The sequence below is a fragment of the Polaromonas sp. P4_F6 genome (assembly GCF_056401275.1).
This window is the reverse complement of sequence record NZ_JBFUJQ010000007.1, coordinates 144636-171356: the sequence shown is the minus strand read 5'-3', so window position 1 is coordinate 171356 and position 26721 is coordinate 144636. Positions and strand designations below refer to the sequence as shown.

Sequence of the window (26721 nt, the reverse complement as noted above, 5' to 3'; positions counted from 1 at the left end):
CCCCATGAACAGCAGAAATACCGACCTTGATTCCCAGCTGAGCCGCAAAGCCTATTACGACCGCATCGGCGCGGGCAACATGACGCCCTTATGGGAAGTGCTGGGCGCGCTGGTGCCGCACTCGCCGAAGTCGCCGGCGGTCCCGCATCTGTGGAAATACGCCGACGTGCGCCAACGGGTCATGGAAGCGGGCACGCTGATCAGCGCGGCTGAGGCGGAACGCCGCGTGCTGATTCTGGAAAACCCCGGGCTGCGCGGCCAATCCTGCATCACACAGTCGCTGTATGCCGGCCTGCAGCTCATCATGCCGGGGGAAGTGGCGCCGGCGCACCGCCACACCCAGTCCGCGCTGCGGCTGGTGCTGGACGGTGAAGGCGCCTACACGGCGGTCGATGGCGAACGCACGACCATGCGCCGCGGCGACTTCATCATCACACCGGCCTGGACCTGGCACGACCACGGCAACCCGGGCGATCAGCCGGTGGTGTGGCTCGACGGACTGGACATTCCCATTGTGCGTTTCCTCGATGCGGGATTCGCCGAGAAAAGCGACAGCAACTACCAGGCCGTCGTCCGGCCGGAGGGCGATGCGCTGGCGCGCTACGGCGCCAACATGGTGCCTGTCGATTTTTACCAGCAGCCTGCCGAGCCGACCAAGGTGTTTGTCTATCCCTGGGAGCGCACGCTGGCATCGTTGAAATCCGTTGCCGCAGGCAGCGAGCCTGACGCGCACTTCGGCCACAAGCAGCGTTACGTCAACCCGGCCACCGGCCGCTCGCCCATGCCGACGATGGCGGCGTTCTCCCAGCTGCTTCCCGCAGGCTTTGAGACACGGCCCTACCGCTGCACCGATGGCACGGTGTACGTGTGCCTCAGCGGCCACGCCGAAGCGAGCATTGAAGGCAAGACCGTCCGCCTCGATGAAAACGACGTGATGGTGGTGCCCTCCTGGCATAGCCACCAGTTCCGCGCCGGTCCGGATACCGTGCTCTTCAGCTATTCGGACCGCCCGGTGCAGCAGGCCCTCGGCCTGTGGCGCGAACACCGCGCCTGAACGACTTTCAACTTTTCAACGGAACACCATCCCATGAACTACGCCATCGAACCCGCCGCCACTCCCACGCTCGCCGTCGCAGGCATCCGCGAGCGCTTTCCCGTCAACCGGATCTTTTGCGTGGGCCGCAACTACGCCGCGCATGCGCGCGAGATGGGCAAGGACCCGGATCGCGATCCGCCGTTCTTTTTCATGAAACCGGCCAACGCGGCCGTCGATGCGTCGTCGCCGGTCAGCATTCCTTATCCGCCGAAGACGAACAACTTCCACCACGAAATCGAACTCGTCGTCGCCATCGGCAAGGGCGGCCGCGACATCGCCGCGGCCGATGCGCTGGACCATGTCTACGGCTACGGCGTGGGGCTGGACATGACACGCCGCGACCTGCAGCTCGACGCGCGCGACAAGGGCCGCCCGTGGGAATTCGGCAAGTCCTTCTCGCTGTCGGCCCCCGTCGGCGCGCTGTCACGCGTGGCCGACGGCGGCCATGTCGCGCAAGGCGCCATCAGCGTCACCGTCAACGGCGACGCCCGCCAATCCTCAGACATCGCCAAGCTGATCTGGTCGGTCCCGGAATGCATCGCCTATCTTTCCGAATATGAAACGCTGGAGCCCGGCGACATCATCATGACCGGGACCCCCGAAGGCGTGAACGCCGTGCTTGCGGGCGATGTCATGCAAGGCGATATCGCCGGCCTGGCGGGCATCACGGTCACGGTGACCGCCTGAAGCACGGGCGCTGATTAACCGAAGAAAAAGGAGACAGCGATGACCGCATCGACCACCCCAACAACGACCGGATCCACCGGCACCTTTCCCATCAAGATCCATTGGGAGTCCGAAGGCACAAGCCGGATTCCCTTCATGGCGTACACCGACCCGGACCAGCACAGGAAAGAGCTTGAACGTTTTTTCTACACCAAACACTGGAACTACGTCGGCCTTGACGCCGAGATCCCCAACGCCGGCGACTTCAAGCGCACGGTGATCGGGGAACGCTCGGTGATCATGGTGCGCGACACCGACGGCGGCGTCAGTGTTGTCGAAAACGTTTGCGCCCACCGTGGCATGCAGTTCTGCCGCGAACGCCATGGCAACAAAAGAGAGTTTGTGTGCCCCTATCACCAGTGGAGCTACACCTTGAAGGGCGACCTGCAGGGCGTGCCGTTCCGGCGCGGCGTGAAGCAGGACGGCAAGGTCAACGGGGGTATGCCGGCGGACTTCAAGACCACCGACCACGGCCTCAACAAGCTGAAGGTCGCCACGCGCGGCGGCGTGGTATTTGCCAGCTTCGACCACGGCATCGAATCCCTCGAGGACTTTCTTGGACCGGTGATCCTCGGTTATTTCGACCGTCTCTTTGACGGCCGGAAGCTGAAGATCCTGGGCTACAACCGCCAGCGCATCCCGGGCAACTGGAAGCTGATGCAGGAAAACATCAAGGACCCCTACCACCCCGGCCTGCTGCACACCTGGTTTGTCACCTTCGGCCTCTGGCGCGCGGACAACAAGTCCGAACTCAAAATGGATGCGCGCCACCGCCACGCCGCGATGATTTCCACGCGCGGCCAGTCGGGCAAGGCGGACCAGGTCACCCAGGTGTCCAGCTTCAAAGAGAGCATGGAACTCAACGATCCGCGCTTTCTTGACATCGTGCCCGAGCCCTGGTGGGGCGGCCCGACCGCGGTGATGATGACCCTGTTTCCCAGCGTCATCCTGCAGCAGCAGGTCAACAGCGTATCGACGCGCCACATCCAGCCCGACGGCCACGGTTCCTTCGATTTCGTATGGACGCACTTTGGCTTTGAGGACGACACGCCAGAGATGACGCAGCGCCGGCTGCGCCAGGCCAACCTGTTCGGCCCGGCCGGCTTTGTGTCGGCCGACGATGGTGAGGTGATCGAGTTCTCGCAACAGGGTTTCGAGCAGAAGCCAGGCCACCGCACCCTGGCCGAGCTCGGCGGGCGCACCGTCGAGGACACCGACCACATGGTCACGGAAACATTGATACGCGGCATGTACCAATACTGGCGTGAAGTGATGGAGGCTGATGTATGACCACCGCCGCCGCCGTCAATTTCGAAGACTATCTGCAAATCTCGCAGCTGTATGCCGACTACGCCCAGGCGGTCGATTCGGGCGACTGGGATTTGTGGCCGGAGTTCTTCACCGAGGACTGCCTTTACAAGCTGGTCCCGCGGGAAAACCATGAACGCGGTTTTCCGCTGGCAACCCTGCTTTTTGAAAGCAAGGGCATGCTCAAAGACCGTGTCTATGGCATCCGCGAGACCTTGTTCCATGACCCCTACTACCAGCGCCACGTCGTCGGTGCGCCGCTGATTCGCGCGGCCGGCGGCGATCGCTTTGAGTCGGAGGCCAACTACGCGGTCTTTCGCACCAAGCTGTCGCAAGAGTCGACGGTCTTCAACGTCGGCCGCTACATCGACGTGATCGTGCGCACCCCCGAAGGCCTGAAGTTCGCTTCGCGGCTGTGCGTATACGACAGCGAAATGATCCCCAATTCCATCATCTACCCCATTTAAATCATGAGCAACTCCAACTGGCTGGACGCCACCGAAGAAGCCGGCGTTCCCGAAGACGACGTGATCGGCCTGCAGGTCGGCGGCCGCGACATCGCCCTCTACAAGGTCGAGGGCAGCATTTTCGCCACCGACAACATCTGCACCCACGGCCATGCCCGCCTGTGCGACGGCTTTCTTGACGGCTATGAAATTGAATGCCCGCTGCACCAGGGAAAGTTCGACGTGCGCAACGGCCGCGGCACCTGCGCGCCGATCACGCAGGACGTTCGCAGCTACCCCGTGCGTATCGAGGGCGGCCGCGTCTTCGTGCAAATTTCCGACTGAACCCGCAGCCTTTCAGCCCCTTCGCCATTCCACCCGACCACCCGACCACACGATAAACAGGAGACAACACACCATGAACCCAGCACCCAAAACGCCTTTTCGCCGCAATGCATTGACCGCCGCGGCCGGGCTCGTATTGGCCGGCGCCAGCCAGTTCAGCGCCGCCGCCACCATCGGCTTGATGGCACCCTTGTCCGGCCCGCAGGCCATCGTCGGCCAGGACCAGGTCGACGGCTTCATGCTGGCGGTCGAGCAATTGGGCGGCAAGCTAGGCGGCCAGGCCGCCACGGTGCTGAAGGAAGACGACCAGCTCAAGCCTGAGATCGGCAGCCAGATCGTGCGAAAGTTCATCGACAAGGACAAGGTCGATGCCATCGTGGGCCTGAGCTTTTCCAATGTGCTGATGGCCAGCCTGCCGCGCATCGTCGAGTCGGGCACCGTGGCCATCGCCACGAATGCCGGCCCGTCGCCGCTGGCCGGCGCGGGTTGCAAGGCCAATGTGTTTTCCGCCGCATGGCAGAACGACGGCGCGGCCGAAGCCATGGGCAAGCTGGCCCAGGACAAGGGCCTGAAAAAGGTCTACCTGATGGCGCCCAACTACCAGGCCGGCAAAGACATGCTGGCCGGCTTCAAGCGCTACTTCAAGGGCCAGGTCGTGGACGAGGTTTACACGCAGGTGAACCAGCCTGACTACTCCGCCGAACTGGCGCAACTGCAGGCTGCCGCGCCCGATGCGGTATTTGTGTTCTACCCGGGCGGCATGGGCGTCAACTTCATCAAGCAGATGAGCCAGGCCGGCCTGATGGCCAAAGTGCCGCTGTATTCCGTCTTCACCGTCGACGGCACAACCCTGCCGGGCCTGCGCGACGCGGCCCTTGGCAGCATCAGCGGCGCGATGTGGGACGCGGCGCTTGACACGCCGGAGAACAAAAAGTTCGTTGCCGACTTCGAACGCAAATACAAACGCACGCCCAGCGCATACGCGGCGACGGCCTACGACGCGGCCAACATCCTGAATATCGCCCTGGGCAAGGCCAAGGCCGGCGATGCCAAGGCACTCGCCGCGGCGGTCAAGGCGGCCGGCAGCGAGTTCAAGTCGGTGCGCGGCACATTCGCGTTCAACAACAACAACCTGCCGGTGCAGAACTACTACGCGTTCGAAGCCGTCAAGAGCGGCGGCAATGTCGTCGGAAAGCTCATCGCAACCCCCTTGCCCAAGCAGTCCGATGCCTACCATGCGCAGTGCGCGCTGAAGTGACATGAACGGCACGATTGTTTTCGCGCAGTTGCTCAACGGCCTGCAGTACGGCGTCCTGCTGTTTTTGCTGGCGGCAGGCCTGACGCTGGTCTTCGGCATCATGAGCTTCGTCAACCTGGCGCACGGCTCGCTCTACATGATGGGCGCGTACTTCGCGGCCACGGCCTTCCAGTACACCGGCTCCTTCGGGCTGGCGCTGCTGGCGGCCATGCTGGGCTCGCTGCTGCTGGGCCTGGCGCTGGAGTTCGTCGCGGTCGCGCGCCTCTACCGGCGCGACCATCTCGACCACGTGCTGGCCACCTTCGGCCTGGTCTTGTTCTTCAATGAACTGGTGCGCATCATCTGGGGCCCGCAGCCGGTTTTTTTGCAGGTGCCGGAGTTTCTGAGCGGCGCCATCCCCGTCGCCGGCTTCAGCTACCCGGCCTACCGCTTTGCCATCATCGTCGTCGGACTGGTGGTTGCTGTGGGTTCCTGGCTGCTGATCAACAAGACCCGCGTGGGCATGCTGATCCGGGCCGGCGCGGTGAACCCCGCGATGGTCGCCGCGCTCGGCGTGAATATCCGCCTGCTCAACGCCATGCTGTTTGCGGTCGGTGCCATGCTCGCAGGCCTTGCCGGCGCGATGGCCGGGCCCATCCTGTCGGTGCAGTCCGGCATGGGCGAGTCGGTGCTCATCACGACACTGGTCGTCATCGTGATCGGTGGCATCGGCTCGGTCACAGGCGCTTTTTATGCTGCGCTGATTGTCGGCATCGTCGACACCCTGGGCCGCGCATTTTTGCCCTTCATGCTGCGGCAGGTCACCGAACGCTCGCTCGCCGACGCGGCCGGCCCGGCGCTGGCCTCCATGCTGGTCTACCTGCTGATGGCGGTGGTTCTGGCCTGGCGTCCGCAAGGCCTCTTTCCAGCCAACAGGTGACAACCATGAACCCACTTCTTTCACGCCCCAGCACCTGGGTTCCCTTGCTGGTCCTGCTGTTGCTGGCGACCGTGCCTTTCGTCGCGCAGGCCACCGGCCAGCCGTTTTATGTCGCCTTCTTCGCGCGCATCATCATCTACGCCATTGCCGCCTGCGCGCTGAACATGGCGCTGGGTTACGGCGGGCTGGTGAGCTTCGGCCATTCGCTGTTTCTCGGGCTCGGAGGGTATGCCGTCGGCCTGGCCTCTTTTCACGGCATCGGCAACGGCTGGATGCACCTCGCGCTGTGCCTGGGTGCGTGCGGCCTGGTCGCGCTGGTCACGGGCGCCATCAGCTTGCGCACCAGCGGCATCGCCTTCATCATGATCACGCTGGCCTTCGCCCAGATGGGCTACTTCCTGTTCGTGAGCTTGAAGAACTACGGCGGCGATGACGGAATGTCCATCGCCCAGCCCAGCCGTTTCGGCCCGCTCGACCTGTCGTCCGCGACCAGCGTCTACGTTGTGGCCTTCGTGGTCCTGGTCCTGTCGATCTGGTGGCTGGCCAGGCTGCGCGTCGCGCCCTTCGGCATGGTGATCCGGGGGGCCAAACAGAACACGCGACGCGTCAATGCCGCCGGCATCCCGGTGCTGCGCTACCAGTTGCTGGCCTATGTGATGTCGGGCATGTTGTGCGGCGTGGCCGGCCTGCTGCTGGCCAACCTCAATGCCTTCGCCTCGCCCAGCACGCTGGCCTGGTCGGTCTCGGGCGAGCTGATCGTCATCGTGGTGATCGGCGGCCTGGGCACGGTGTTCGGCCCCCTGATGGGGGCGCTGGTTTTCCTCGGTCTGGAAGAAATCCTGAAGGGATACACCGAACACTGGATGGTCATCTTCGGTCCCTTCATCGTCATTGTCACGCTCTTGGGAAACCGCGGGATCATCGGGCTGCTGCAGCGCTTTGATTCCCGGGAAAAGCCGGTCCCCAAAGCCGCTCCATCGGTCGTTGCGGCGACGGATGCCGCGCAAGGAGCCCTGTAATGGCCAGCGTACTTCGCACCGAATCACTCACCAAACGCTACGGCGCGCTGCTGGTCACCGACGCGGTGTCGCTCGACATCGGCGAGGGAGAACTGCACGCCATCATCGGCCCCAACGGTGCCGGCAAGACCACGCTGATCAACCAGCTGTCGGGCGAGCTGGCGCCGAACAGCGGCCGCGTCTGGTTCGAGGGCACGGATGTGTCCGCCTTGCCGATTCATGAACGCGCAAAGCTTGGCTTGTTGCGTTCGTACCAGATCACCTCGATCTTTGAGGACTTCAGCGTGCTGGAGAACGCCACATTCGCGGCGCTCGGTTCACGCCAGCATGCCTTCAAGTTCTGGATGCCGATGCTGGCGGACAAAAAAGCACGCAAATTCGCCGAAGAAGCGCTGGCAGCCACCGGCCTCGCGCATCGCCTCCATGTTGCGGCGGCCGACCTGGGGTATGGCGAGCGCAGGCAGCTGGAGCTGGCCATGAGCCTGGCCGCCGGGCCGAAGTTCCTGCTACTGGACGAACCCATGGCCGGCATGAGTGTTCAGGAATCCGCCGCCGTCATCTCGCTGCTGAAAAGTCTGAAACGGCTCTACACCATCCTGCTGGTTGAGCACGACATGGATGCGGTGTTTGCGCTGGCAGACCGCATCAGCGTTCTGGTCTACGGCAAGATTTTGTTCACCGGAACGCCTGAGGAAATCCGCAACCATCCGGAAGTGCGGGCGGTCTATCTCGGTGAAGAAGCCGAAGCATGAAGCGGACAAGGAAAAAATCATGACACCGTTTTTATCCGTCCAAGGCCTGCAGGCTTCCTACGGCCATGCGCAGGCGCTGTTTGACATCTCGTTCGACGTCGGCCCGGGTGAGGTGGTCACCCTGCTGGGGCGCAACGGCATGGGCCGCTCCACCACCGTCAAATGTTTGTTCGGCATGCTGCCCGTGGCCTCCGGTAGCGTGTCGGTGGCTGGCGCCCGTGTAGACCGTCTACCTTCGCACCGCATCGCGCGCCAGGGCCTGGCGCTGGTGCCCGAAGGCCGGCAGGTGTTTCCCAATCTGACGGTCGAGGAAAACCTGGTGGCGACCGCCCGGGACGACAAAAAGAGCCACGGAGAACCCTGGGACCTGCGCCGTGTCTATGCTTTTTTCCCACGGTTGAAAGAGCGTCGCGCTAATTTGGGATCACAGCTGTCGGGGGGCGAGCAGCAAATGCTGGCCATCGGCCGCGCGCTGATGACCAACCCGCGGCTGCTGGTGCTCGACGAAGCAACGGAGGGCCTGGCCCCTGTGATTCGAAACGAAATCTGGCGTGCCCTTGCTGACTTGAAGAAGGAAGGCTTGTCGCAGATCGTCATCGATAAAAACGTGAAAGCGCTCATGGGCCTGGCCGACCGGCACTTTGTGATTGAAAAAGGCCGCGTGGTCTGGCAAGGCAGCTCGGATGAATTGCGCGGGCAGCCAGAAATCGTTCACCAATACCTGGGCGTCTGAATCACCTTCACAGCAAGTTCGGCGACCGAACTTATTGCTTGAGGGCTGCGTTCGGTCAGCGTAGTACGACATCTCGGGGTTTAACCCATTTGAATTACTTTTCTTTGGTGATGTACTGGCCAAAGTAATAAAGGAGACAACATGGCTCTCAATTGCACCCACCTCAAGGCCACCATGGCCGCGCTTGTGATCCTGGTCTTGCCGATGTCCAGCCACGCCATCGAGCTTGTCTTCGGGCAGGTCGCTTCGCAGACCAATCCGACATCGGCGGCGAACGCCAAAGGCATGGCAGCAGGTATCCAGGCCTATTTCGACAAAGTCAATGCGGGCAGCACCCTGCAGGGCAACAAGCTCAAGCTGGTCACGCTTGACGACGGCCTGCAGGCCCCGAAGATGCTTGAGCTGACCCAGCAACTCATCGGCGATCCGGCGGTGGTAGGGCTGTTGGGCTTTCTCAACAGCGGCGGACTCGCCGAAATCGCCAAACAGGACTTGCCGGGCAAGAACGGCATCGCGCTGATCGCGCCGCTGCAGGGCGATAAAAATGTGGTTTCCGCCAGCAATGTGTTTCCCCTGCGCAGCGGCTATGCGGATGAAGTTGGCAGCCTGCTCAAGGAAGCCAAGACTTGGGGCAAGGACTCGCTGGCCATCGTCAATATGAGCGTCGCCTTCGGCCCGCCCCTGGCGCAGTTGACGACCCAGCTCAGCGGGCCGCAGGGCGTCAAAATCGTGACGCAGCAGGTGCTTGACGCCGCACCCGACAAGCTGGATGCGAGTGTTCGCGCAGCCGCAGCCGCCATCACGGAGATCCGCCCCAAGGGCATTATTTTGCTGGCCGCGGGAAAGCCTGCGTTTGAATTCGTCAAGGCTGTCCGCGACGTCCCCGGGGGGGCGGTGCAGATCTACGGCCTGTCGGTGCTGCTGCACGACGGTTTGGTCAATGCCGTCGGCAAGGACAAGGCACGCGGCATCGTGTTGAGCCAGGCGGTGCCTTTCCCCTTTGTTCCTTCCAAGCCGGTCATCACCGAATATCAAGCTGACATGAAGAAGTACGCACCGGGCGAGGCCCTGTCTTTCTCAAGCCTCGAAGGCTATATGGGCGCCAAGATTGCCGTGGAAGCCGTCCGGCGCGCGGGCAAGACGCCGACCCGCGCCGGCGTGCTGCAAGCCTTGTCCAGCCTGGGCGAATACAACCTGGGAGGTGTCTTTGTCAACTACACAGCCAGCCAGCGGACCGGCTGGGGGGGTGTAGACCTCTCCATCGTGAATTCCAGCGGCAACCTTCAAAAATAAGCGCCCCCAAACCCCGCAGTGCGCGGGTTGCCATGAATGAAGTACGTCGAACACCAATGAGAGTGGGCCCCGTGGTCCAGTCCTAGGGGTTCACTCCATACCTGGGTCAGATTTCGATGGAATTCAGCAGCTTGCCGGCGACCCGGTGCTCCCGAGGCCTGCGCATGAGCAGATACACGGCTGGAACGACGAACATGGACAGCAAGGGAGCGGTGATCATCCCGCCGACCATGGGCGCGGCAATGCGCTGCATGACCTCGGAACCGGTTCCCGTTCCCCACATGATGGGAAACAGGCCGGCCAGAATGACCGCCACCGTCATCGCCTTGGGCCGCACGCGCAATACCGCACCTTCCTGGATCGCATCGAGCAGGTCGGCCGCCGTGGTCTTGCCTTGGGAGAGTCGGTCATCCCAGGCGGTCTTCAGGTACAGCAGCATGATCACGCCGAACTCGGCGGAAACCCCGGCCAGGGCGATAAACCCGACGGCGCCCGCTACCGACAGGTTGTAGCCCAGCAGGTACAGCAGCCAGATGCCGCCCACCAGGGCAAACGGCAGCGTAGCCATGATCAGCAAGGCCTCGTCAAAGCGCCTGAAGGTCAGATACAGCAGCACAAAGATGATCAGCAGGGTGAACGGCAGCACCACCTTGAGCTTGGCGGTGGCACGCTCCAGGAACTCAAACTGGCCGGACCAGGAGACGGAATAGCCGGGTGGCAGTTTGACCTTTTCCGCGACCGCTTTCTGCATGTCCTGCACGGCCGAGCGCAGGTCGCGCCCTCGGATGTCTACATAGACCCAGCCTGACAGGCGGGCGTTTTCGCTGCGCAGCATGGGCGGGCCGTCGGTGATGCGGATGTCGGCCACGTCCGAGAGCACCAGGCGCTGGCCGCGTTCCGTCACAAAGGGCAGGCTGCGCAGCTTTTCCAGCGAGTCCCGGATTTCCCGGGGGTAGCGCATGTTGATCGGAAAGCGCTGCAAACCCTCGACCGTCTCGCCGATGTTCTCGCCGCCCACGGCAGAACTGATGACCGATTGAACGTCGGCAATGTTCAGGCCAAAGCGGGATGCCGCATCGCGCTTGATATTGACGTCTATGTAGCGCCCGCCGGTCAGGCGCTCGGCCAGGGCGCTTGTTACGCCGGGAACGTCCTTGAGCGCCCGCTCAATCTCGCCGGTCAACCGGTCTATCGTGACCAGGTCGGCGCCGGCCACCTTGACGCCTACCGCGCTCTTGATGCCGGTGGCCAGCATGTCGATGCGGTTACGGATCGGCGGCACCCAGATATTGGAGAGGCCTGGCACCTTGACGATGCGGTCCAGTTCTTCCACCAGCTTGTCCTGGGTCATGCCGGCTCGCCACTGCTCGCGCGGCTTGAACTGGATGGTGGTCTCAAACATCTCCATGGGGGCCGGGTCAGTCGCTGTCTCGGCGCGGCCGGCCTTGCCGTACACGCTGGCGACCTCGGGCACGGTCTTGATCAATCGGTCGGTCTGCTGCAGCAGCTCGCCGGCTTTGCCGGCCGACAGGCCCGGCAGCGCGGACGGCATGTAGAGCAAATCGCCCTCGTCCAGCCGCGGCATGAACTCGCCGCCGATATGCTGCAACGGCCAGAGGCTGATAGCCAGGACGATACCGGCGACCAGCAAGGTGAGCCTTGGCGCGCGCAGTACTACCTCCAGCATCGGCCGGTAAAGGGCGATCAGCAGGCGGTTCAGCGGGTTGGACTTCTCATCGGGAATCCGGCCGCGAATCAGGTAGCCCATCAGTACCGGAATCAAGGTCACCGACAGCCCGGCCGCTGCCGCCATGGCGTAGGTCTTGGTAAATGCCAGCGGCGAGAACAGGCGTCCTTCCTGGGCTTCCAGGGTGAACACCGGGATAAACGACAAGGTAATGATCAGCAGCGAGAAGAACAGCGCCGGTCCGACCTCAGCCGCCGCATCGCCAATCACCCGCCAACGCGCATCACCCTCCAAGGTTTCGCCTGGGTGATTGTGACCCCAATGTTCCAGGTGCTTGTGGGCGTTCTCGATCATCACCACGGCGGCGTCCACCATGGCGCCGATGGCAATCGCGATACCGCCCAGCGACATGATGTTGGCGTTAACGCCCTGGTAGTGCATCACGATGAAGGCGGCCAAGATGCCCAGCGGCAGCGAGATGATGGCCACAAAAGCCGAGCGCAGGTGGAACAGGAAGATGAAGCACACCACGGCCACCACCAGGAATTCTTCCAGTAGCTTGTGCGTGAGGTTGTCCACGGCACGCTCGATCAGGCCTGAGCGGTCGTAGGTCGGGACGATTTCAACCCCCTTAGGCAGGCTGGCCTGCAGGGTCTGTAGCTTCGCCTTGACGGCAGCAATCGTCTCCAGCGCATTCTTGCCGGAGCGCATGATGATCACGCCGCCGGTGGCTTCACCTTCGCCGTCCAGTTCGCCAATGCCGCGGCGCATCTCCGGGCCGATCTGGATGCGCGCCACATCGCCCAGGCGCACCGGAATGCCGGCCGCCGAGGTCATAAGCGGAACGGCGCGGAAGTCCTCCAGGCTTTGCAAATAGCCCGAGGCCCGCACCATGTACTCGGCCTCCCCAAGCTCCAGCACCGAGCCGCCGGCTTCCTGGTTGGCCTTCTGGATGGCTTCGACCACCTTGGTATGCGCAATCGCATAGGAGGCCAGTTTGTCCGGGTCCAGCACGATCTGGTATTGGCGCACCATGCCGCCAACCGAGGCGACCTCGGCCACATTGGGCACGGTCTTGAGTTCGTACTTGAGAAACCAGTCCTGCAGGGCGCGCAATTGCCCGGCGTCCTGGGTGCCGCTGCGGTCTATCAGGGCGTACTGGTAAATCCACCCCACACCGGTGGCGTCCGGTCCCAACGAGGCCTTGGCCGCCGCCGGCAGGCGCGACTGGACCTGGTTCAGGTACTCCAGCACGCGGGAGCGAGCCCAGTACAGGTCGGTGCCGTCCTCAAACAGCACATAGATGTAGGAATCACCAAAAAACGAATAGCCGCGCACCGTCTTGGCCCCCGGCACCGACAGCATGGTGGTAGTCAATGGGTAGGTGACCTGGTTCTCCACAATGCGGGGCGCCTGGCCGGGATAGGTGGTGCGGATGATGACCTGCACATCCGACAGGTCGGGCAAGGCGTCCAGCGGCGTTCTCATCACCGAGTACACGCCCCAGGCGGCGATCATCAGCGTGGCCAGCAGCACCAGGAAGCGGTTGCCTATGGACCAGCGAATCAGGCGGGCCATCATCGCTGAGCTCCCGAGGCCGGAGTTTTTGGCGCTGGGGAAGCAGGTGCCACAGGCTTGATGGAGGTCAAGGTCGGCTCGCCGTCCTTGGGCATCACAAACTCGAACTGGACCCTGTCCCCTTTGGCCACATTGCGCGGCATGCCGCCGGCCGGCGCCTTGAACTCCATGGTCATGGCGCCCATGCCGGCCGTGGGCAGCGGGCCATGGGCCAGCACGGCGCCGTCCTTGTCGATGGCGATCACCTGCGCTTCGCCGGGATGCCGCGCCAGTGGCGGGGCAGCCTCGCTGTTGAGGCGGGCCTCCACGCCCTTGAGGCTGGCTTCCGAGTCGACCAGGAATTGCGAGGACACCACCACACGCTGGCCCGCCTGCAGGCCACTTTTGATTTCTGTCTGGCCGCCGCTTTCAATGCCAGCTTCGACCGCTACGGGCCGGAAGCGGCCGTTCTCCTCGGCCAGCATCACGACCGTGCGTTTGCCGGTCTGGATCACGGCTTCTGTGGGGACCAGCAAAGCCTTCTCGGCGCGCATGTCCATGAACTGCATGGTCACGAACATGCCCGGCACCAGGCGTGAACCCGGATTGACCAGCTCCAACCGGGCTTTCAGCGTACGCGTCGCCGCGTTGACGTCCGGCAGGATGGCTTGCACCCTACCCTCGAAGGTCGTACCAGGCACGGCCGGGCTGCGGGCTTGTACCCTGGCGCCGGGACGCAGCAGCGCCGCCTGGCTCTCGGGTACTTCGGCATTGGCCCAGACTGTGGAGAGTCCGTTGATGCGAAACAGGGTCATCCCCGCCGACACCGTCATGCCTTCGCGTGCCAGCAGCTCCACCACCACACCGCCCAATGGCGCCATGATCGTGGTGCGGGCTTGCGCCCTGCCGCTGGCCTCCACCAGGCGGATCTGTTCGTCATTCATGCCCACCTGGCGCATGCGCTGGCGCGCACCGTCGACCAGCGAACCGAGGTCATTGCCCTGCATGCGTTTGAGGGACAAAAACTCTTCCTGAGCCGCCACCCAGTCCGGGACATACAGGTCCACCAAAGGCTGGCCCTTGGCCACCGCATCCAGCGTGGCGCGTACATGAAGACGCTCAACATAACCTGTCGCCCGGGCCTGCACGGTGGCCTGGTCGCGTTCGTTGAAAGCAATGTTGCCGGCCGCGGAGACCTGAGGCGACAACGTGCCTTCGGTGACGGTAGCGGTGCGAACCCCGAGGTTCTGCTGGATTCGTGGGCTGATGGTGACCTTGCCCTGATCGGATCCGCTGTCCGCATAGACCGGCACCAGCATCATGTCCATGAATGGTGACTTGGCGGGTTTGTCGAACTTGCTGCCCGGCACCATGGGGTCCTGGTAGTACAGGATCTTGCGGCCGGTGACGGGATCGGTATCACCCGCCTTGAGGCCCGCGCTGATGTGACGGCGCGTGGCCTCTTCACCTTCGGCGATGCCTTGGGGGCCGGCTGTGGGCGAAGCTGCTGGAGCCGCTGGCGCTTCACTGGGTGGGGCGACTGCCGCCATGCTGCTGCCGTTTTTTATGCCCAGGACGTACAGGCCATAGCCCGCAGCGCTGAGAACGCCGGCAGCGACCAGCGCGGTAATAAGGTATTTTTTGTTCATGGCTGTTCCTTGGCCTGTGCCGGCATGCTGTGTTCGGGGACGAGGAAATTGAGCTGGGCCCAGGATCGCGCCGTTTCCATTTCCAGCGTCAGGGCCTGCATACGGGTATCGATCTCATCGCGGCGTGCGGCCAGCGCGCCGCCGAGGTCGCTCTTGCCTGTGCGATAGGCTGTCAGTGCAGCCTCGGTGCGCTGGCGGGCTGTAGGGATCAGCTCATTGCGGTACCGGGCTAGCCGGTCCTTGCCCGTTTGCCAGTCGCTGAGCCAGCCACGGACTTCGACCTCATGGTTGCGCAGCATGTCCTCGTAGCGGGCCTTGGCTTCGTCCACCATCGCTAACTTGGCGGCCAGCTCGCGGTTCTGGCGATTCTTCTGGTCCCATTGCAACGGAATGGAGACACCGATGGAAATCATGTTGGCGTACGCCGGGCCGCGCTGGGCGTAGCTGGCCTCGACGCTCCAGTCGGCTTGTTTGTTCGCTTGGGCCAATCTGGCATCGGTTTCCACGGCGTCAACTTCTGCACTCATGGCCAGCAGATCAGGGTGCTGCTTGAGGTGTTCGCTTGAAACCTCACCCTGCAACGGAGTGGTTTGCCAGGGCGGCGATCCGGACAGTGGTCGCTCTGCATCCGGCGCGCCCACCCAGCGGGCCAGCATCAAACCGGCGTTGCGTGACTGCCGGTCAATCTGGCTGAGCCTATCCTCCAGCTGGATCACCGCGCTACGGGCGGCGAACACATCCGCCTGGCTGCCCCGGCCATTTCGAAAGGCGATGTCGGCCGCCTGCACCTGCAGCCGGGTTTCCTTAATCTGCTGCTGCACCAGTTCGCGCATGGCTTGGGTGTAATAGCGGTCCAGCCAGGCCAGCGCCGTGTCGCGCTGCAGGTTGGTCAGGGTTAGCTGGCGCTGCGCCTGCACCCGCAGCGCATCACGTTCAAAACGTTCCGAGCGCAGTTGGCGCTTTTCGGAGCGGGTGATTTCCTGCATGACGCCGATGCGGCGCATGGTCATGAAATCGCGTGTCAGGCTGCCGCGGTCCGCACCGTCGGCCGGCAGGTTGTCGATGCCGAATTTGAGCACCGGGTCGGGGAGCTGGCCGGCCGCGATGGCCTGCTCGCGAGCCGCTACAGTCAGCGCGCCTTGGGCCACCAATTGCTGGGACCGGCCGACGGCGATGCGCTGTGCCTCGATCAGGGTCAAAGGGTCAGCGGCCCACGACGCGGACGCCATCGCGACCATCAAGGCCGCAGCGGCAATCCGATAAATCGGAAAGGGAATCAACATAAAACCTCCAGAGCACGGGTAACGACCTGTCGATGCACGGAAAACGCATCAGACAGGAGCTAGGCGGTCTGGAAGGTCAGAGGCGGAAGCAGCAGTTCCGGATGGAGGCAGGGGGCGCGGTGGTGCGCTGCAAATGAGGCGCCTGCAGCGGCGCTTCAGAGAACACCGGGATGGCAACCTGCAAACTGAAATTGGCGGGCAAGGCGCCTAGAGAAATGGGAGAGCTGAGTTCGTGCTTATCGGCGGACTGCTGGCCGGTCTGGCAGTGCGCATGGCACAGGTTGGGCTGCTGGTCGTCCATGCTGAGCGGCATGGATTCGGCGCAAGGCATGCCGGCTTCGGCCATCGCGGCCGCTTCGGCGATTTTGGATCCGGAACCGGGGCAAACATAGCCAGCCACCGCCAGCTGCATGAACAGCAAGCTGACCAGTGCGAAGAGCACTGTGATCAGGCGGTGGCGACGGTTTCGGGTCATGGGCTGAGTTTAATGGACATATGTGACCAGAGGTACGCGGGAAAGTTTCAGCTTGGGCCGCATCACTCGGCTGCATTGCAGCGGGCAGCCTGGTCGCCCGTGTCATGTTGTACTGCGCTTCAAATTCTTACAGGAGCTTCGACGAAGACGCTTGACCTTGCCATAGGGGTAAGGTTTAAAGTGCTTGAACGGTGTCGCTGTGCCATAGTTTGCCGTCGCGGGTATTCCTCCACTTTCGCGAAGCATCCCCACGGCATGCTCGCTATCGCGCGCTCACGCGGAACCAAAATGAATCTATAGAATCAAGACCCTATGTCGCGTTTTTGCACCTTCCTGCTCTGGCTCATGATGCTGGCTTTGCCCATGCAGGGCTTTGCCTCGGCATCCATGCAATATTGCGGCAAGAGCGCCGACCATATGATTCTGCAGGCGCCAAGCGATCCGGAGGCTCACCATCATCATGCGGATGCCTCCAATGATGGTCACGAGCACGCAATGCATGCAGAGGCAACGCAGGCCGCCGATTCCGAACAGGCCCTGGACGTGCAAAACCAGTTGCCCGACGCTGCCCACAAATGCGGCGTATGTGCTTCTTGCTGCAACCTTGTCGGCATGACCGCCGCCCCTCAGACAGTGGCAATTCATTCCGCTCCCAACGCTGCATACGTCGAGCCTTCGGCCCTGATCCACAGCGTTCCCTCGGCCCTGCCCGAGAAACCACCTCGCGCCTGACGCACCCGGCTGGCTGCGGACCTTCCCGGTCCGTAGCGCGGGTGCTTTTCATCGTTCGCCATCAAAGCTGATCTCCCTTGAGGGGGATGCCTTTGTTGTCGCCGTTCCATGAAACCGCGAGGAATCCCATGTTTAAACCCCTGCTGGCCTACGGGCTGGTTCTGATATCTGCTTTGCCTGGCCTGTCGACCGCACAAAGCCCCGCACCGGCCGCCACACCGGCGCCCACCACCCAGGCGAGCCCGCCTCCGGCCTTTCGCTCGGCCATGGACGGCTACAAGCCCTACACCGAGGAAGCCACGGTCAACTGGAAGGAAGCCAACGACGCCGCCGCCCGAATTGGCGGCTGGCGTGTGTACGCCAAGGAAGCCAGGCAAGCGCAGGCGCCTGAAGCAGCGCCGTCGGGCGATGCGCGAAACGCGCCGGCCAAACCCTGACAGAGGCACCATGAACACCATTTTTAAACTCGGCGCGCTCGCCACAGCGACCCTTGTGCTGGCCGGTTGCGCCTCGGTCAACTTTGACCAGACCCTTGAGGACACCAACGGCAGCACCAACAGCTTCAGCCAGGGCAAGCTTGAACTCAGCCGTACCGATCAGCAGCGCCAGGCGCGCGGCAAACTCACGGACGAATTGCTGGCCAAGCCGCTGAGCATGGACGACGCCGTCCAGCTGGCGCTGGCCAACAGCCCTGCGGTGCAGGCCCTGTTGGCCCAAAGCTGGTCCGATATGGCCACGGCAAGCCAAAACGGCCGTATCGCCAATCCGCTGTTTACCTTTGAGCGCACCCGCATGGGCCCGGAACTGGAGCTTGGGCGTCTGCTGTCGTTTGGCTTGCTGGACTTGTTGACCTTGCCCCAGCGCGTGTCGATTGCGCGCGGGCAGGTCGCCCAGGCCAAGGTGCAGCTCGGTGCCAGCGTGGTCGAGCAGGTGACGCAGGTGCGCCAGGCCTGGGTGCGGGCCGTTGCCGCGCAGCAAAGCCTGCAGTACGCGGAACAGGTCAACACGGCCGCTCAAGCAGGCGCCGAACTCGCCAGGCGCATGCAGCAGGTGGGGAATTTCAACAAACTGCAGCGGGCTCGCCAGCAGAGCTTTTACGCCGACTCGGCAGCGCTGCTGGCATCCGCCCGGCACGCCACGACGGCCGCGCGGGAGGAGTTGATCCGGCAATTGGGCCTGACGGATGCCCAGGCCGACCGGTTGAAGCTGCCTGAACGCCTGCCCGATCTGCCCAAAGAGCCTCGCCAGCCTGCTTCGGTGAGCGCCAACGCGACCGAGCAGCGCATTGACGTCCAGATGGCGCGCCATCAGCTCGACGTGGCCGGGCGTTCGCAAGGCCTGAACCTGCTCACCAGCCTGGTGGATGTGGAGCTCGGAATCCGCCGCGACACCGTCTTCGACGATGCGGAGGGAACCAGGAAGTCCCGCAGGGGTTACGAGCTGGGCATCCGCCTGCCGATCTTCGACTGGGGATCGGCCCGGCGCGACGCGATGAACGCGCAGTCCCTGGCCGCGGCCAACCGGTACGAAAGCACGGTGCGCGGCGCCTCGTCCCAGCTGCGCGAAAGCTATTCGGCCTATCGCACGGCCTATGACGTCGCCAGGCATTACCGCGACGAGGTCGTTCCGCTGCGCAAGACGATGGCCGAAGAGAACGTGCTTCGCTACAACGGGATGCTGATCGGTGTCTTCGAGCTTCTGGCCGATACCCGTGAGCAGATCTCCAGCGTCACGGCCGCCATCAACGCCTACCAGCAGTTTTGGCTGGCCGACGCCGCGCTGGCTGCTTCGATGATCGGCAAACCGACTGCCATGGGCGCGATGTCCGTGTCGGGCGCTGCCGGTGCTGGCGCCGAAGGTGGCCACTAAGCCCGGCCCCAACAATTTACGGAAAACCAAATGACAAACAGAAGAAATTTCCTGACCGGCGCCGGCGCGCTGACCACCGCGGTGGCCGCCGCTGCGGTCAGCAGGGTCGCCATGGCGGCACTGCCCGAACCCGTGCTGCAGACCAAGCCCGACACCATGGCGCCCCTGGTGCCCAACACCGGTCGGCCTTACAACCCGGTGGTGACCCTCAATGGATGGACGCTTCCCTGGCGCATGAACAACGGCGTCAAGGAGTTCCACCTGGTGGCGGAGCCAGTCGTGCGAGAGATGGCGCCCGGCTTCAAGGCGCACCTGTGGGGTTACAACGGCCAGTCGCCCGGGCCCACCATTGAGGTGGTCGAGGGCGACCGGGTGCGCATCTTTGTCACCAACAAACTGCCGGAGCACACCAGCGTGCACTGGCACGGCCAGCGGCTGCCCAACGGCATGGATGGCGTATCGGGCTTGACCCAGCCGGCCATTCCCGTGGGCAAGACCTTTGTCTACGAGTTTGTGGCCAAACGCCCCGGCACCTTCATGTACCACCCGCATGCCGACGAGATGACGCAGATGGCCATGGGAATGATGGGTTTCTGGATCACCCATCCCAAGGCCAAGCACCCGCTGATCGATGAGGTGAACCGCGATTTTGTGTTCCTGCTCAATGCCTATGACATTGATCCAGGCGCCTACACCCCCAAGATCATGACCATGCTCGATTTCAACCTGTGGAGCTGGAACAGCCGCGTGTTCCCAGGAATCGATCCTCTCGTCGTTCGCAAGAATGACAAGGTGCGCATACGCATCGGCAACCTGACGATGACCAACCACCCGATTCACCTGCACGGGCACGAGTTCCTGGTGACCGGCACCGACGGCGGACCAACGCCCAAATCCACGCGCTGGTACGAGGTCACGACCGATGTCGCCGTGGGCCAGATGCGGCAAATCGAGTTCCTGGCTGACGAGGAAGGCGACTGGGCTTTCCATTGCCACAAGAGCCACCACACCATGAATGCCATGGGTCACGACGTGCCGACCATGATTGGTGTGGATCACCGCAAGGTCGCCCGGGAGATCACCAACGTGATTCCCGACTACATGGTGATGGGCGAACGCGGCATGGCCGACATGGCCGAGATGGAAATGCCCCTTCCCGACAATACCGCGCCCATGATGACCGGCACCGGACCTTTCGGCTCGGTCGAGATGGGCGGCATGTTCTCGGTGGTGAAGGTGCGCAAGGACCAGAAGGCCGGCGATTACAAGGATCCGGGCTGGTACAAGCACCCCGCCGGTGAGGTGGCCTATGAATGGACGGGTTCCTTGCCCAATCCCGCGCGCTTTGCCGCGGAGGGCGGCAAGTCCATGCCGGTCCAGAACATGCCCGCCAAGGAAGTGGAGGTCCAGGTGCGCAAGCCCATGGGCGGCATGAAGCATTGATCCCCTACCCAAGGAAAACCCATGAAATACACAACGGCTCTCAAGTTCTCCCTTCCCTGCACCGAACGCCTGGCTTCGGAGCAGGTCAGTCGCCATGCCCAGCTGCGCGTGTACACCGCGTCCGCTGACTCTTCCCCTTCACCTTCTCATCAACGCTAACCCAAGGAATCCCATGAAGAAAATCAACACCGCAATCCTCGCCGTTCTGATCGCCGGCACAAGCACGTTCGCCATGGCGCACGGCGACGAAGACCACGCCAAAAAGGCAGGCCCCGTTAAAAAGGAACAGAAGGCATGGGGCATTGCCGGCGATGCTAAAACCGTGACCCGCACAGTGACTTTCACCATGACCGACAACATGCGCTTCGATCCCGACAAACTGGAAGTCAAGCAAGGCGAGACGATCAAATTTGTCATCAAGAATGGCGGGAAAACCATGCACGAAATGGTGTTAGGCACCCAAAAGGACCTGGACGACCATGCCGCGCTGATGATGAAGTTTCCCGGCATGGAGCACGAGGAGCCTTACATGGCCCACGTTGGCCCCGGCAAGACCGGCGAAATCATCTGGACCTTTAACAAGCCAGGCACTTTTGACTATGCCTGCCTGATCGCCGGCCACTATCAGGCCGGGATGATGGGCAAAGTCACGGTGGTGGCTTCCAAATAACACCTGAATCCCGACGGAGGACCCCATGCAAAAACGCTCGTTTCTCAAAGCTCTTTCGATAATGGCCGGCGCCCAGTTCGGTCTGGGTGGCGCGGTGTCCGCCAAAACCCGTCCCTTGGTCGAAGTCTGGAAAGACCCCGAGTGCGGCTGCTGCAAAGACTGGGTGAAACACCTGGAGGACAGCGGCTTTGATGTGCGGGTCCACGACAGCGGCAATACGGCGGCAAGGGCCCGGCTCGGCATTCCTGCCAAGCTGGGCTCATGCCACACCGGGCAGGTGGACGGCTATGCCCTTGAAGGCCATGTGCCTGCCCGTGACATTCAGCGCCTGTTGGCAGAACGCCCGAAAGCGGTCGGCCTGGCGGTGCCCGGCATGCCCGTGGGCTCACCGGGCATGGACGGCCCCGTCTACGGAAAACGCAAAGACGCTTATGACGTGCTGCTGGTCAAAGCCGATGGCAGCACCAGCATTTTTAAGTCTTATTTCTCAAAATCTTCCACTGCTTCCTGAAAGGAACTGACCATGAAATCCCTCAAAACCCTTCTGATCCTCGCTGCCCTGTTTGCCGGCGCCGCACACGCGCAATCGACCGCGAAGCCCGCTAGCGGCGCCATGCCGATGGGTGAAGCGAAAAAAGAGGCTGCGAAACCTTCGACCGAGATGGCCGATGGGGAAATCCGCAAGGTGGACAAAGAAGCCAAGAAGATCACCATCAAGCACGGCGAAATCAAAAATCTCGACATGCCGGGCATGACCATGGTGTTTCAGGTCAAGGACGCAGCCATGCTGGACACCGTCAAAGCGGGCGACAAGATCCGGTTCAGGGCCGAATCTGCTGGCGGCGCTATTGTGGTCACGGAAATTCAGCCAACCCAATAGGGCGACCCGGGTCGCCGTGGGTCGGTGACGGTCCGCGGCGGGCCCGGGGCATCGACCCATTGGATCTGATGCGCTCCGGTCAAGGGCATGGCGTCAAACCGCCGCTCCCTGTTCGAATGTTGATCAAGCCGCCTTCAAATACTCCTGCAGTTTTTGTTCGTCGGCCTTCAGTTGAGCCCGCATGAGCGACAGGAATCTTTTCGCGGTGCCCGACAAGACCTGGCCCGCCGGGATCGCCAAAAGGCACGAGAACATCACATCCACGCTCAACTTGCGCACCACCAGGCCGCGGTCGGCGTAATCCAGCGCCGTGATCGGATTGACGACGCCCACGCCGAGGCCGTGCAGCGCCATCTCGCACACGCTGACCGCATAGGGCGTGTGAACAGACACCGACAGGGTGACACCATGCTCGGCGAGCTTCGCGTCCAACCTCCGCCTCGATGCATCTTCGGGATTCAACGCCAGGAAAGGCAACTCGGCAAGCTGTTCCGGCCGGATCTGCTTGTGCCTGGCGAGCGGGTGCCCTTTTTTCATCACGACCACGCCGGGAAATGTCGCGAATGTCGTCGGCTCCAGGCCGTCCACGGACACCTCATCGGCCATCAATCCGAAGTCGGCCAACCCGGATACGACCCGATCTTTCACTTCTTTTGAGCTGAGGATCTGCAGGGATACATGGGGCCGGGGACCCTTCGCGGCAGAGGCCATCAGTTGCTTCAGGCATCGCGGCATGAAACCAAGTCCGAACGCGGGATAGCAGGCCACCTGCAATTGGTCGACCCCGAATTCCCTGAGGCTCTTGACACGATGTTCAATCGCTCCCAGGCCAACGAATACGCGCTCGACCTCCACCAGCAAGGCCTTCGCTTCGGGGGTGGGTTGCAGCCGCCCGCGCAAGCGCTGAAAGAGGGCGAAGCCGGCCTCGGCTTCCAGGCGCTTGAGCGACTGGCTGATCGCAGGTTGCGTCACGCCCAGCAGGCCGGCAGCCTTGCGCGCCGAGCCGCTCGACATGATGGCCCGGAAGGTCTCGATCTCATTCACACGCATATAACTTTCCATTATTGAGTGAAAACAAATCTATCCAATATCTTATAGAGTCGATCTTAGACTGCAAATGCGTTCAACCCACCAAGAGGAAACTGACATGAACATTCGAATCGCTGTTATTGCAGCCGCGCTGGTGCAGGGAATGGCCGGCGCCCAGGCGCACGATTTCGGCCCGGACATCGCCAGATACCAGCAAGTCGCGGCGAGCAAGAAGCTCGATAGCAACGAGGCAATCCAGGCGCGCCTGGCACTGGAGCGTGCCCAGGGCCAGATGGACCAGGCTGACGTCAAGATGCTGCTGCGCATTCGAAGCCTCACCAACGCCGGCCTGCGCGAACTCGGTGAGCAGCCCGCGTTCCTTTCCAGTGAGTACAAGCGGCTCGAGGCGGCACTGGCCAACCCCAAGATCAACGACCCGGCGAAAGTCGCCAAGGCCCGCGAGATCTTCGCGCAGCTCAATCACGAGAAGCCGGTCTATGAAGCGTTGGAGACCGAGGCTGTGGAGAGCATGAAGCAGGCGCTCAAGCTGATCGAGGCTGCCCCGTCCAGGTAAGACGCCAAAAGACTGCTGCAAATGTACGCAATCGTGGACATCCAGATGAAAGTACGAATCGCACTGCTGGCCGCGGCACTGATGGGCGTGTCGCAGGGAGCCGCGGCTCATGAAGGCGAAGACCACAGCAAGAAGAAGACCGGGCCGGTCAAGAAGGAACAGAAGGCCTGGGGCATCGCGGGCGACGCCAAGGCGGCCGACCGCGCGGTTGAACTGGTCATGACGGACAGCATGCGCTTCACCCCGGACAAAATCGAAGTCAGACAGGGCGAGACCGTCAAGTTCGTCGTGAAGAACGGCGGCAAGATGCTGCACGAAATGGTGATCGGCAACAAGAAGGAGCTTGACGAGCACGCCGCCCTGATGGCGAAGTTTCCGGCCATGGAGCACGACGAGCCCTACATGGCCCATGTGGCGCCCGGCGAGGCCGGTGAATTGGTCTGGACCTTCAACCGCTCAGGCGATTTCGACTTCGCATGTCTGATTGCCGGCCACTACCAAGCCGGAATGGTCGGCAAGATCAAGGTCCTTGCCGCGGAAAAGAGCGACGGCCACGGCAAGGCTCACAAGCACTAACTGCGAGCGTGGTGCACCGTCAAGGTGACGCCCAAAGCCCTGTCAGGCGCTCCGGGGAGGCCGTTCCTCGCATCTTCCGCCAGGCTGCGGCAACTGCGTAACAAGCACGATCCGCCTCGGCTTCAGGGAGACTGCCGTTCATAAATGAACGTGCAGCGCGCCGCCCCGCGCGCAATCGTGTTCGCCGGCGCGGGCCCCCGGTGGAAGCGCATCATCGGCGAATATTCGTTGAACACCGTCTCGTCAGAGCGGCAGAACGCCAGTGTGATGGCCGGGTTGCCCATGTCCCTGAAGCACTCGTGGAATCGGCAGCGAACGATGTCGAGCGCGACCCGTTCGTCCGAACGGTGGATACCGTCATTCTCGTTCGTGCTGATGAAGCCCTCTCGCATCTGCGTCTCATGCGCATCATGAAAATAATCCCAAGTCCTGGCCTCACCGTCAGGCGGGAAGTAGGCTTTTCGCTGCACGGCGCAACCCAGGTCATGCAGGAAGGATTGTGTTGTCGACAATGCGCGTTCGGCGCCCTTCATTTTCGCCAGCTCGTTGTAGAGGATACCGACCAGCAGGAAAGTAGCTTTAACGCGCCGCAGCTGCGCGTCGTCTTCCGGCCTGGAAAATTGTTTCTTGTAAGTCCCGGCAAGGGCGAACACTTTTGGAATGAAGACGAAACGGTGCCACCCCAGCACTGGCCGCAAATGTCGGTTCAGCAAGCCTGGCACCGTGACAAGAAGGGTTCCCAGGCGGCGACGGGCCTCGAGAGCCGGGTCCAGGTGAGAAGTGGCATTCATTTTGCGGACCTGCGCGAGTCCTCTTCCACGCCTGCCGTCCCGCCCCGAGGCGGGCTCGGCTGTCTTAGCCGTTTCGCGGGCCATTGCTGTCCTGGCTCCCGGCGTGCGAATGGCCGCCATGGCCGTGTCCGTGGTGCATGAAGACATGCATCAGCGGGCAGGCGGCCAGCAGTGCAAAGGGCAGCAGGGCGAGCACGTGATCCCGGTGTGCGACCCATAGGCAGGCGCTCGCGACCAGGGCGACGATGGTGGAGACGATGCCGAAGGGCGTCTTCCAGAATGAAGGGCGGGTGTGATGCGGGTCCATGGGGGGCTCCTGAGTTACCCGCAGCATGCGCCGGCGGCCGGTGCGGGCACTTGACCTGCATCAACCGAGACGGACTTTCGGGGGCCGCAGCCGCATCTGCAAGCACTTGCCGCTCGGGTGCCGCCGAAGCAGCAAAGGAGTACCTGCGGCCGGATGAGACCGGGCCCACGGTGCGCGCTTGCGCGCACCGTGACCATCATTCAACAGGCACGCTCTTTGCAAGATTGCGAGGGGCGTTTGGTGATCACATCACATCGCTTCGCGATATGAGCGCTCTCCAAAACCGATAAACCTGGCGGCCTCGCCGGGCGGCGTTATTCTGAGAAATTAAAGTCGTACACAGGGGCCGAAGATCCATGCGGGTCCGCGGCGTTAAGAATTTACAACTAACGAACCTGAAGTCGTAAACAGCGGCGGACCCCTTCTGAAATGCATGGATTCGGATTCGTGCCCGCAACCCCCACCGGAAATTCGGCGGCAACACGTTATTCAGACTCAACTTGCGATGGACGTCAGTTTGCCGCTGCTTCCTGGATGAGTGCAGCCACCTCTGCGGGATGCGAAACCATCAGCGCATGGGATCCGCCTTTGACCACCACAGTCTTCTTGGCTTGGGCACGCTCGGCCATGAAGCCCATCGCTGCTGGCGGGATGTTCAGATCATCCGTACCATAAATGGCCCAGCTGGGAATTGACTTCCAAGCCGGCGCGGGAGAGGCTTCTTGCAGGGCCGCTGCCTTGACCGGCCTCTGTGTGGCCGCCATGGCCCTGGCTTCGGCGAGAGGAACGTCCGCTGCGAACTGTTGCGGGAACTTGGCTTGCTGGACGTAAAGGTCTTCACCGCCATCGGGAAGTGGCACTGGTGCAGCCAGGGCCGGCGGCAGCGTCGAACCCGGGAATTTCCCGGTCAAGGCCAGCGCACTCTCGCCCTCGGCGGGCGCGAAGGCTGCGACGAACACGAGTGCTTTGACCTTGTCGAGACCATTGGCTGCGGCCGAAATGACCGAGCCGCCGTATGAGTGCCCGACAAGCACAACCGGGCCGGCGATTGACTTCATCAGCGACGCCACGTACGCACCATCGTTTGCCACGCCGCGCAAGGGGTTGGCTGCTGCAACGACGGGGTAGCCCTGCCTGGTTAACTCCGCAACGACTCCATTCCAACTGGACGAGCCGGCAAAAGCGCCATGGACAAGGACGATCGTCGGCTTGGGGCCGGCGGCCCCTGCGCTTACGGCCGAGAAGGCCAATATGCCGACCACAAGGGTACGCGGGATTAACTTGAACATGGAATCTCCTTTGGA

General features: G+C 62.7%; 29 protein-coding genes. 21 read left to right on the top strand and 8 right to left on the bottom strand.

The window, feature by feature from the left end:
• Nucleotides 1-4 precede the first annotated feature (4 nt).
• The 11 genes from gtdA (at nt 5) to AC1DUN_RS17340 (ending at nt 9895) form a co-directional block, all read left to right on the top strand.
• Nucleotides 5-1054, top strand: coding sequence for a gentisate 1,2-dioxygenase (gene gtdA, locus AC1DUN_RS17390; RefSeq protein WP_477715048.1), 1050 nt, complete (start codon nt 5-7; stop codon nt 1052-1054).
• A 33-nt stretch (nt 1055-1087) separates the two neighbouring features.
• Nucleotides 1088-1783 (top strand): fumarylacetoacetate hydrolase family protein, encoded by a 696-nt coding sequence (locus tag AC1DUN_RS17385; RefSeq protein WP_477715047.1) that lies wholly within the window; start codon nt 1088-1090, stop codon nt 1781-1783.
• 39 nt (nt 1784-1822) lie between these two features.
• Nucleotides 1823-3112, top strand: a complete 1290-nt coding sequence (locus AC1DUN_RS17380; protein WP_477715046.1) for an aromatic ring-hydroxylating dioxygenase subunit alpha — start codon at nt 1823-1825, stop codon at nt 3110-3112.
• Nucleotides 3109-3597: an aromatic-ring-hydroxylating dioxygenase subunit beta gene (locus AC1DUN_RS17375; RefSeq protein ID WP_477715045.1), complete on the top strand. Its 489-nt coding sequence runs from the start codon at nt 3109-3111 to the stop codon at nt 3595-3597. The genes AC1DUN_RS17380 and AC1DUN_RS17375 overlap by 4 nt, the downstream gene beginning before the upstream one ends.
• Before the next feature lie 3 nt (nt 3598-3600).
• Nucleotides 3601-3921, top strand: a complete 321-nt coding sequence (locus tag AC1DUN_RS17370) for a non-heme iron oxygenase ferredoxin subunit (protein ID WP_477715044.1) — start codon at nt 3601-3603, stop codon at nt 3919-3921.
• A gap of 73 nt (nt 3922-3994) precedes the next feature.
• Nucleotides 3995-5179 (top strand): ABC transporter substrate-binding protein, encoded by a 1185-nt coding sequence (locus AC1DUN_RS17365; RefSeq protein WP_477715043.1) that lies wholly within the window; start codon nt 3995-3997, stop codon nt 5177-5179.
• A 1-nt stretch (nt 5180) separates the two neighbouring features.
• The gene (locus AC1DUN_RS17360; protein ID WP_477715042.1) at nt 5181-6098 is read left to right on the top strand and encodes a branched-chain amino acid ABC transporter permease; all 918 of its coding nucleotides are present in this window, start codon (nt 5181-5183) and stop codon (nt 6096-6098) included.
• Between the two features lie 5 nt (nt 6099-6103).
• Complete coding sequence (locus AC1DUN_RS17355) at nt 6104-7117, top strand: branched-chain amino acid ABC transporter permease (RefSeq protein ID WP_477715041.1); 1014 nt, start codon at nt 6104-6106, stop codon at nt 7115-7117.
• A complete protein-coding gene (locus tag AC1DUN_RS17350; RefSeq protein WP_477715040.1) occupies nt 7117-7869 on the top strand; it encodes an ABC transporter ATP-binding protein in 753 nt (250 codons plus the stop codon). The genes AC1DUN_RS17355 and AC1DUN_RS17350 overlap by 1 nt, the downstream gene beginning before the upstream one ends.
• Before the next feature lie 19 nt (nt 7870-7888).
• Entirely contained in the window at nt 7889-8602 is a 714-nt protein-coding gene (locus tag AC1DUN_RS17345) for an ABC transporter ATP-binding protein (RefSeq protein WP_477715141.1), read from the top strand.
• Between the two features lie 141 nt (nt 8603-8743).
• Complete coding sequence (locus AC1DUN_RS17340) at nt 8744-9895, top strand: ABC transporter substrate-binding protein (RefSeq protein WP_477715039.1); 1152 nt, start codon at nt 8744-8746, stop codon at nt 9893-9895.
• A 106-nt stretch (nt 9896-10001) separates the two neighbouring features.
• Here the strand turns inward: AC1DUN_RS17340 and AC1DUN_RS17335 are convergent, their stop codons facing one another.
• From AC1DUN_RS17335 to AC1DUN_RS17320, 4 genes are all read right to left on the bottom strand, one after another.
• Complete coding sequence (locus AC1DUN_RS17335; RefSeq protein ID WP_477715038.1) at nt 10002-13163, bottom strand: efflux RND transporter permease subunit; 3162 nt, start codon at nt 13161-13163, stop codon at nt 10002-10004.
• Nucleotides 13160-14788 (bottom strand): efflux RND transporter periplasmic adaptor subunit, encoded by a 1629-nt coding sequence (locus tag AC1DUN_RS17330; protein ID WP_477715037.1) that lies wholly within the window; start codon nt 14786-14788, stop codon nt 13160-13162. Before AC1DUN_RS17330 ends, AC1DUN_RS17335 begins: the two co-directional genes overlap by 4 nt.
• Nucleotides 14785-16071 (bottom strand): TolC family protein, encoded by a 1287-nt coding sequence (locus tag AC1DUN_RS17325; RefSeq protein WP_477715036.1) that lies wholly within the window; start codon nt 16069-16071, stop codon nt 14785-14787. The genes AC1DUN_RS17330 and AC1DUN_RS17325 overlap by 4 nt, the downstream gene beginning before the upstream one ends.
• 76 nt (nt 16072-16147) lie before the next feature.
• Entirely contained in the window at nt 16148-16546 is a 399-nt protein-coding gene (locus tag AC1DUN_RS17320; RefSeq protein ID WP_477715035.1) for a hypothetical protein, read from the bottom strand.
• Nucleotides 16547-16891: 345 nt separating this feature from the next.
• Between AC1DUN_RS17320 and AC1DUN_RS17315 the strand changes: the two genes are divergently transcribed.
• The 8 genes from AC1DUN_RS17315 (at nt 16892) to AC1DUN_RS17280 (ending at nt 22140) form a co-directional block, all read left to right on the top strand.
• On the top strand, nt 16892-17278 hold the full coding sequence (locus AC1DUN_RS17315) for a hypothetical protein (RefSeq protein WP_477715034.1): 387 nt from the start codon (nt 16892-16894) through the stop codon (nt 17276-17278).
• Between the two features lie 128 nt (nt 17279-17406).
• Nucleotides 17407-17715 (top strand): hypothetical protein, encoded by a 309-nt coding sequence (locus AC1DUN_RS17310; protein ID WP_477715033.1) that lies wholly within the window; start codon nt 17407-17409, stop codon nt 17713-17715.
• A 10-nt stretch (nt 17716-17725) separates the two neighbouring features.
• The gene (locus AC1DUN_RS17305; RefSeq protein ID WP_477715032.1) at nt 17726-19147 is read left to right on the top strand and encodes a TolC family protein; all 1422 of its coding nucleotides are present in this window, start codon (nt 17726-17728) and stop codon (nt 19145-19147) included.
• 30 nt (nt 19148-19177) lie between these two features.
• Complete coding sequence (locus tag AC1DUN_RS17300; RefSeq protein WP_477715031.1) at nt 19178-20590, top strand: multicopper oxidase family protein; 1413 nt, start codon at nt 19178-19180, stop codon at nt 20588-20590.
• A gap of 21 nt (nt 20591-20611) precedes the next feature.
• On the top strand, nt 20612-20749 hold the full coding sequence (locus AC1DUN_RS17295) for a hypothetical protein (RefSeq protein ID WP_477715030.1): 138 nt from the start codon (nt 20612-20614) through the stop codon (nt 20747-20749).
• Between the two features lie 13 nt (nt 20750-20762).
• A complete protein-coding gene (locus tag AC1DUN_RS17290) occupies nt 20763-21260 on the top strand; it encodes a cupredoxin domain-containing protein (RefSeq protein ID WP_477715029.1) in 498 nt (165 codons plus the stop codon).
• A gap of 25 nt (nt 21261-21285) precedes the next feature.
• Complete coding sequence (locus tag AC1DUN_RS17285) at nt 21286-21771, top strand: DUF411 domain-containing protein (RefSeq protein ID WP_477715028.1); 486 nt, start codon at nt 21286-21288, stop codon at nt 21769-21771.
• Nucleotides 21772-21783: 12 nt separating this feature from the next.
• Nucleotides 21784-22140: a copper-binding protein gene (locus AC1DUN_RS17280; RefSeq protein ID WP_477715027.1), complete on the top strand. Its 357-nt coding sequence runs from the start codon at nt 21784-21786 to the stop codon at nt 22138-22140.
• Nucleotides 22141-22263: 123 nt separating this feature from the next.
• Here AC1DUN_RS17280 and AC1DUN_RS17275 read toward each other — a convergent pair whose 3' ends face one another.
• Entirely contained in the window at nt 22264-23190 is a 927-nt protein-coding gene (locus AC1DUN_RS17275) for a LysR substrate-binding domain-containing protein (RefSeq protein WP_477715026.1), read from the bottom strand.
• 97 nt (nt 23191-23287) lie between these two features.
• Here AC1DUN_RS17275 and AC1DUN_RS17270 point away from each other — a divergent pair, with 97 nt between their 5' ends.
• Together AC1DUN_RS17270 and AC1DUN_RS17265 are read left to right on the top strand one after the other, a co-directional pair.
• On the top strand, nt 23288-23743 hold the full coding sequence (locus AC1DUN_RS17270) for a hypothetical protein (RefSeq protein ID WP_477715025.1): 456 nt from the start codon (nt 23288-23290) through the stop codon (nt 23741-23743).
• Between the two features lie 45 nt (nt 23744-23788).
• The gene (locus AC1DUN_RS17265) at nt 23789-24319 is read left to right on the top strand and encodes a cupredoxin domain-containing protein (protein ID WP_477715140.1); all 531 of its coding nucleotides are present in this window, start codon (nt 23789-23791) and stop codon (nt 24317-24319) included.
• Nucleotides 24320-24441: 122 nt separating this feature from the next.
• Here AC1DUN_RS17265 and AC1DUN_RS17260 read toward each other — a convergent pair whose 3' ends face one another.
• The 3 genes from AC1DUN_RS17260 to AC1DUN_RS17250 form a co-directional block, all read right to left on the bottom strand.
• On the bottom strand, nt 24442-25110 hold the full coding sequence (locus AC1DUN_RS17260; protein ID WP_477715024.1) for an L-2-amino-thiazoline-4-carboxylic acid hydrolase: 669 nt from the start codon (nt 25108-25110) through the stop codon (nt 24442-24444).
• Nucleotides 25111-25174: 64 nt separating this feature from the next.
• A complete protein-coding gene (locus tag AC1DUN_RS17255; protein WP_477715023.1) occupies nt 25175-25417 on the bottom strand; it encodes a DUF2933 domain-containing protein in 243 nt (80 codons plus the stop codon).
• Between the two features lie 512 nt (nt 25418-25929).
• Nucleotides 25930-26706, bottom strand: a complete 777-nt coding sequence (locus AC1DUN_RS17250; protein ID WP_477715022.1) for an alpha/beta fold hydrolase — start codon at nt 26704-26706, stop codon at nt 25930-25932.
• Between the last annotated feature and the right edge of the window lie 15 nt (nt 26707-26721).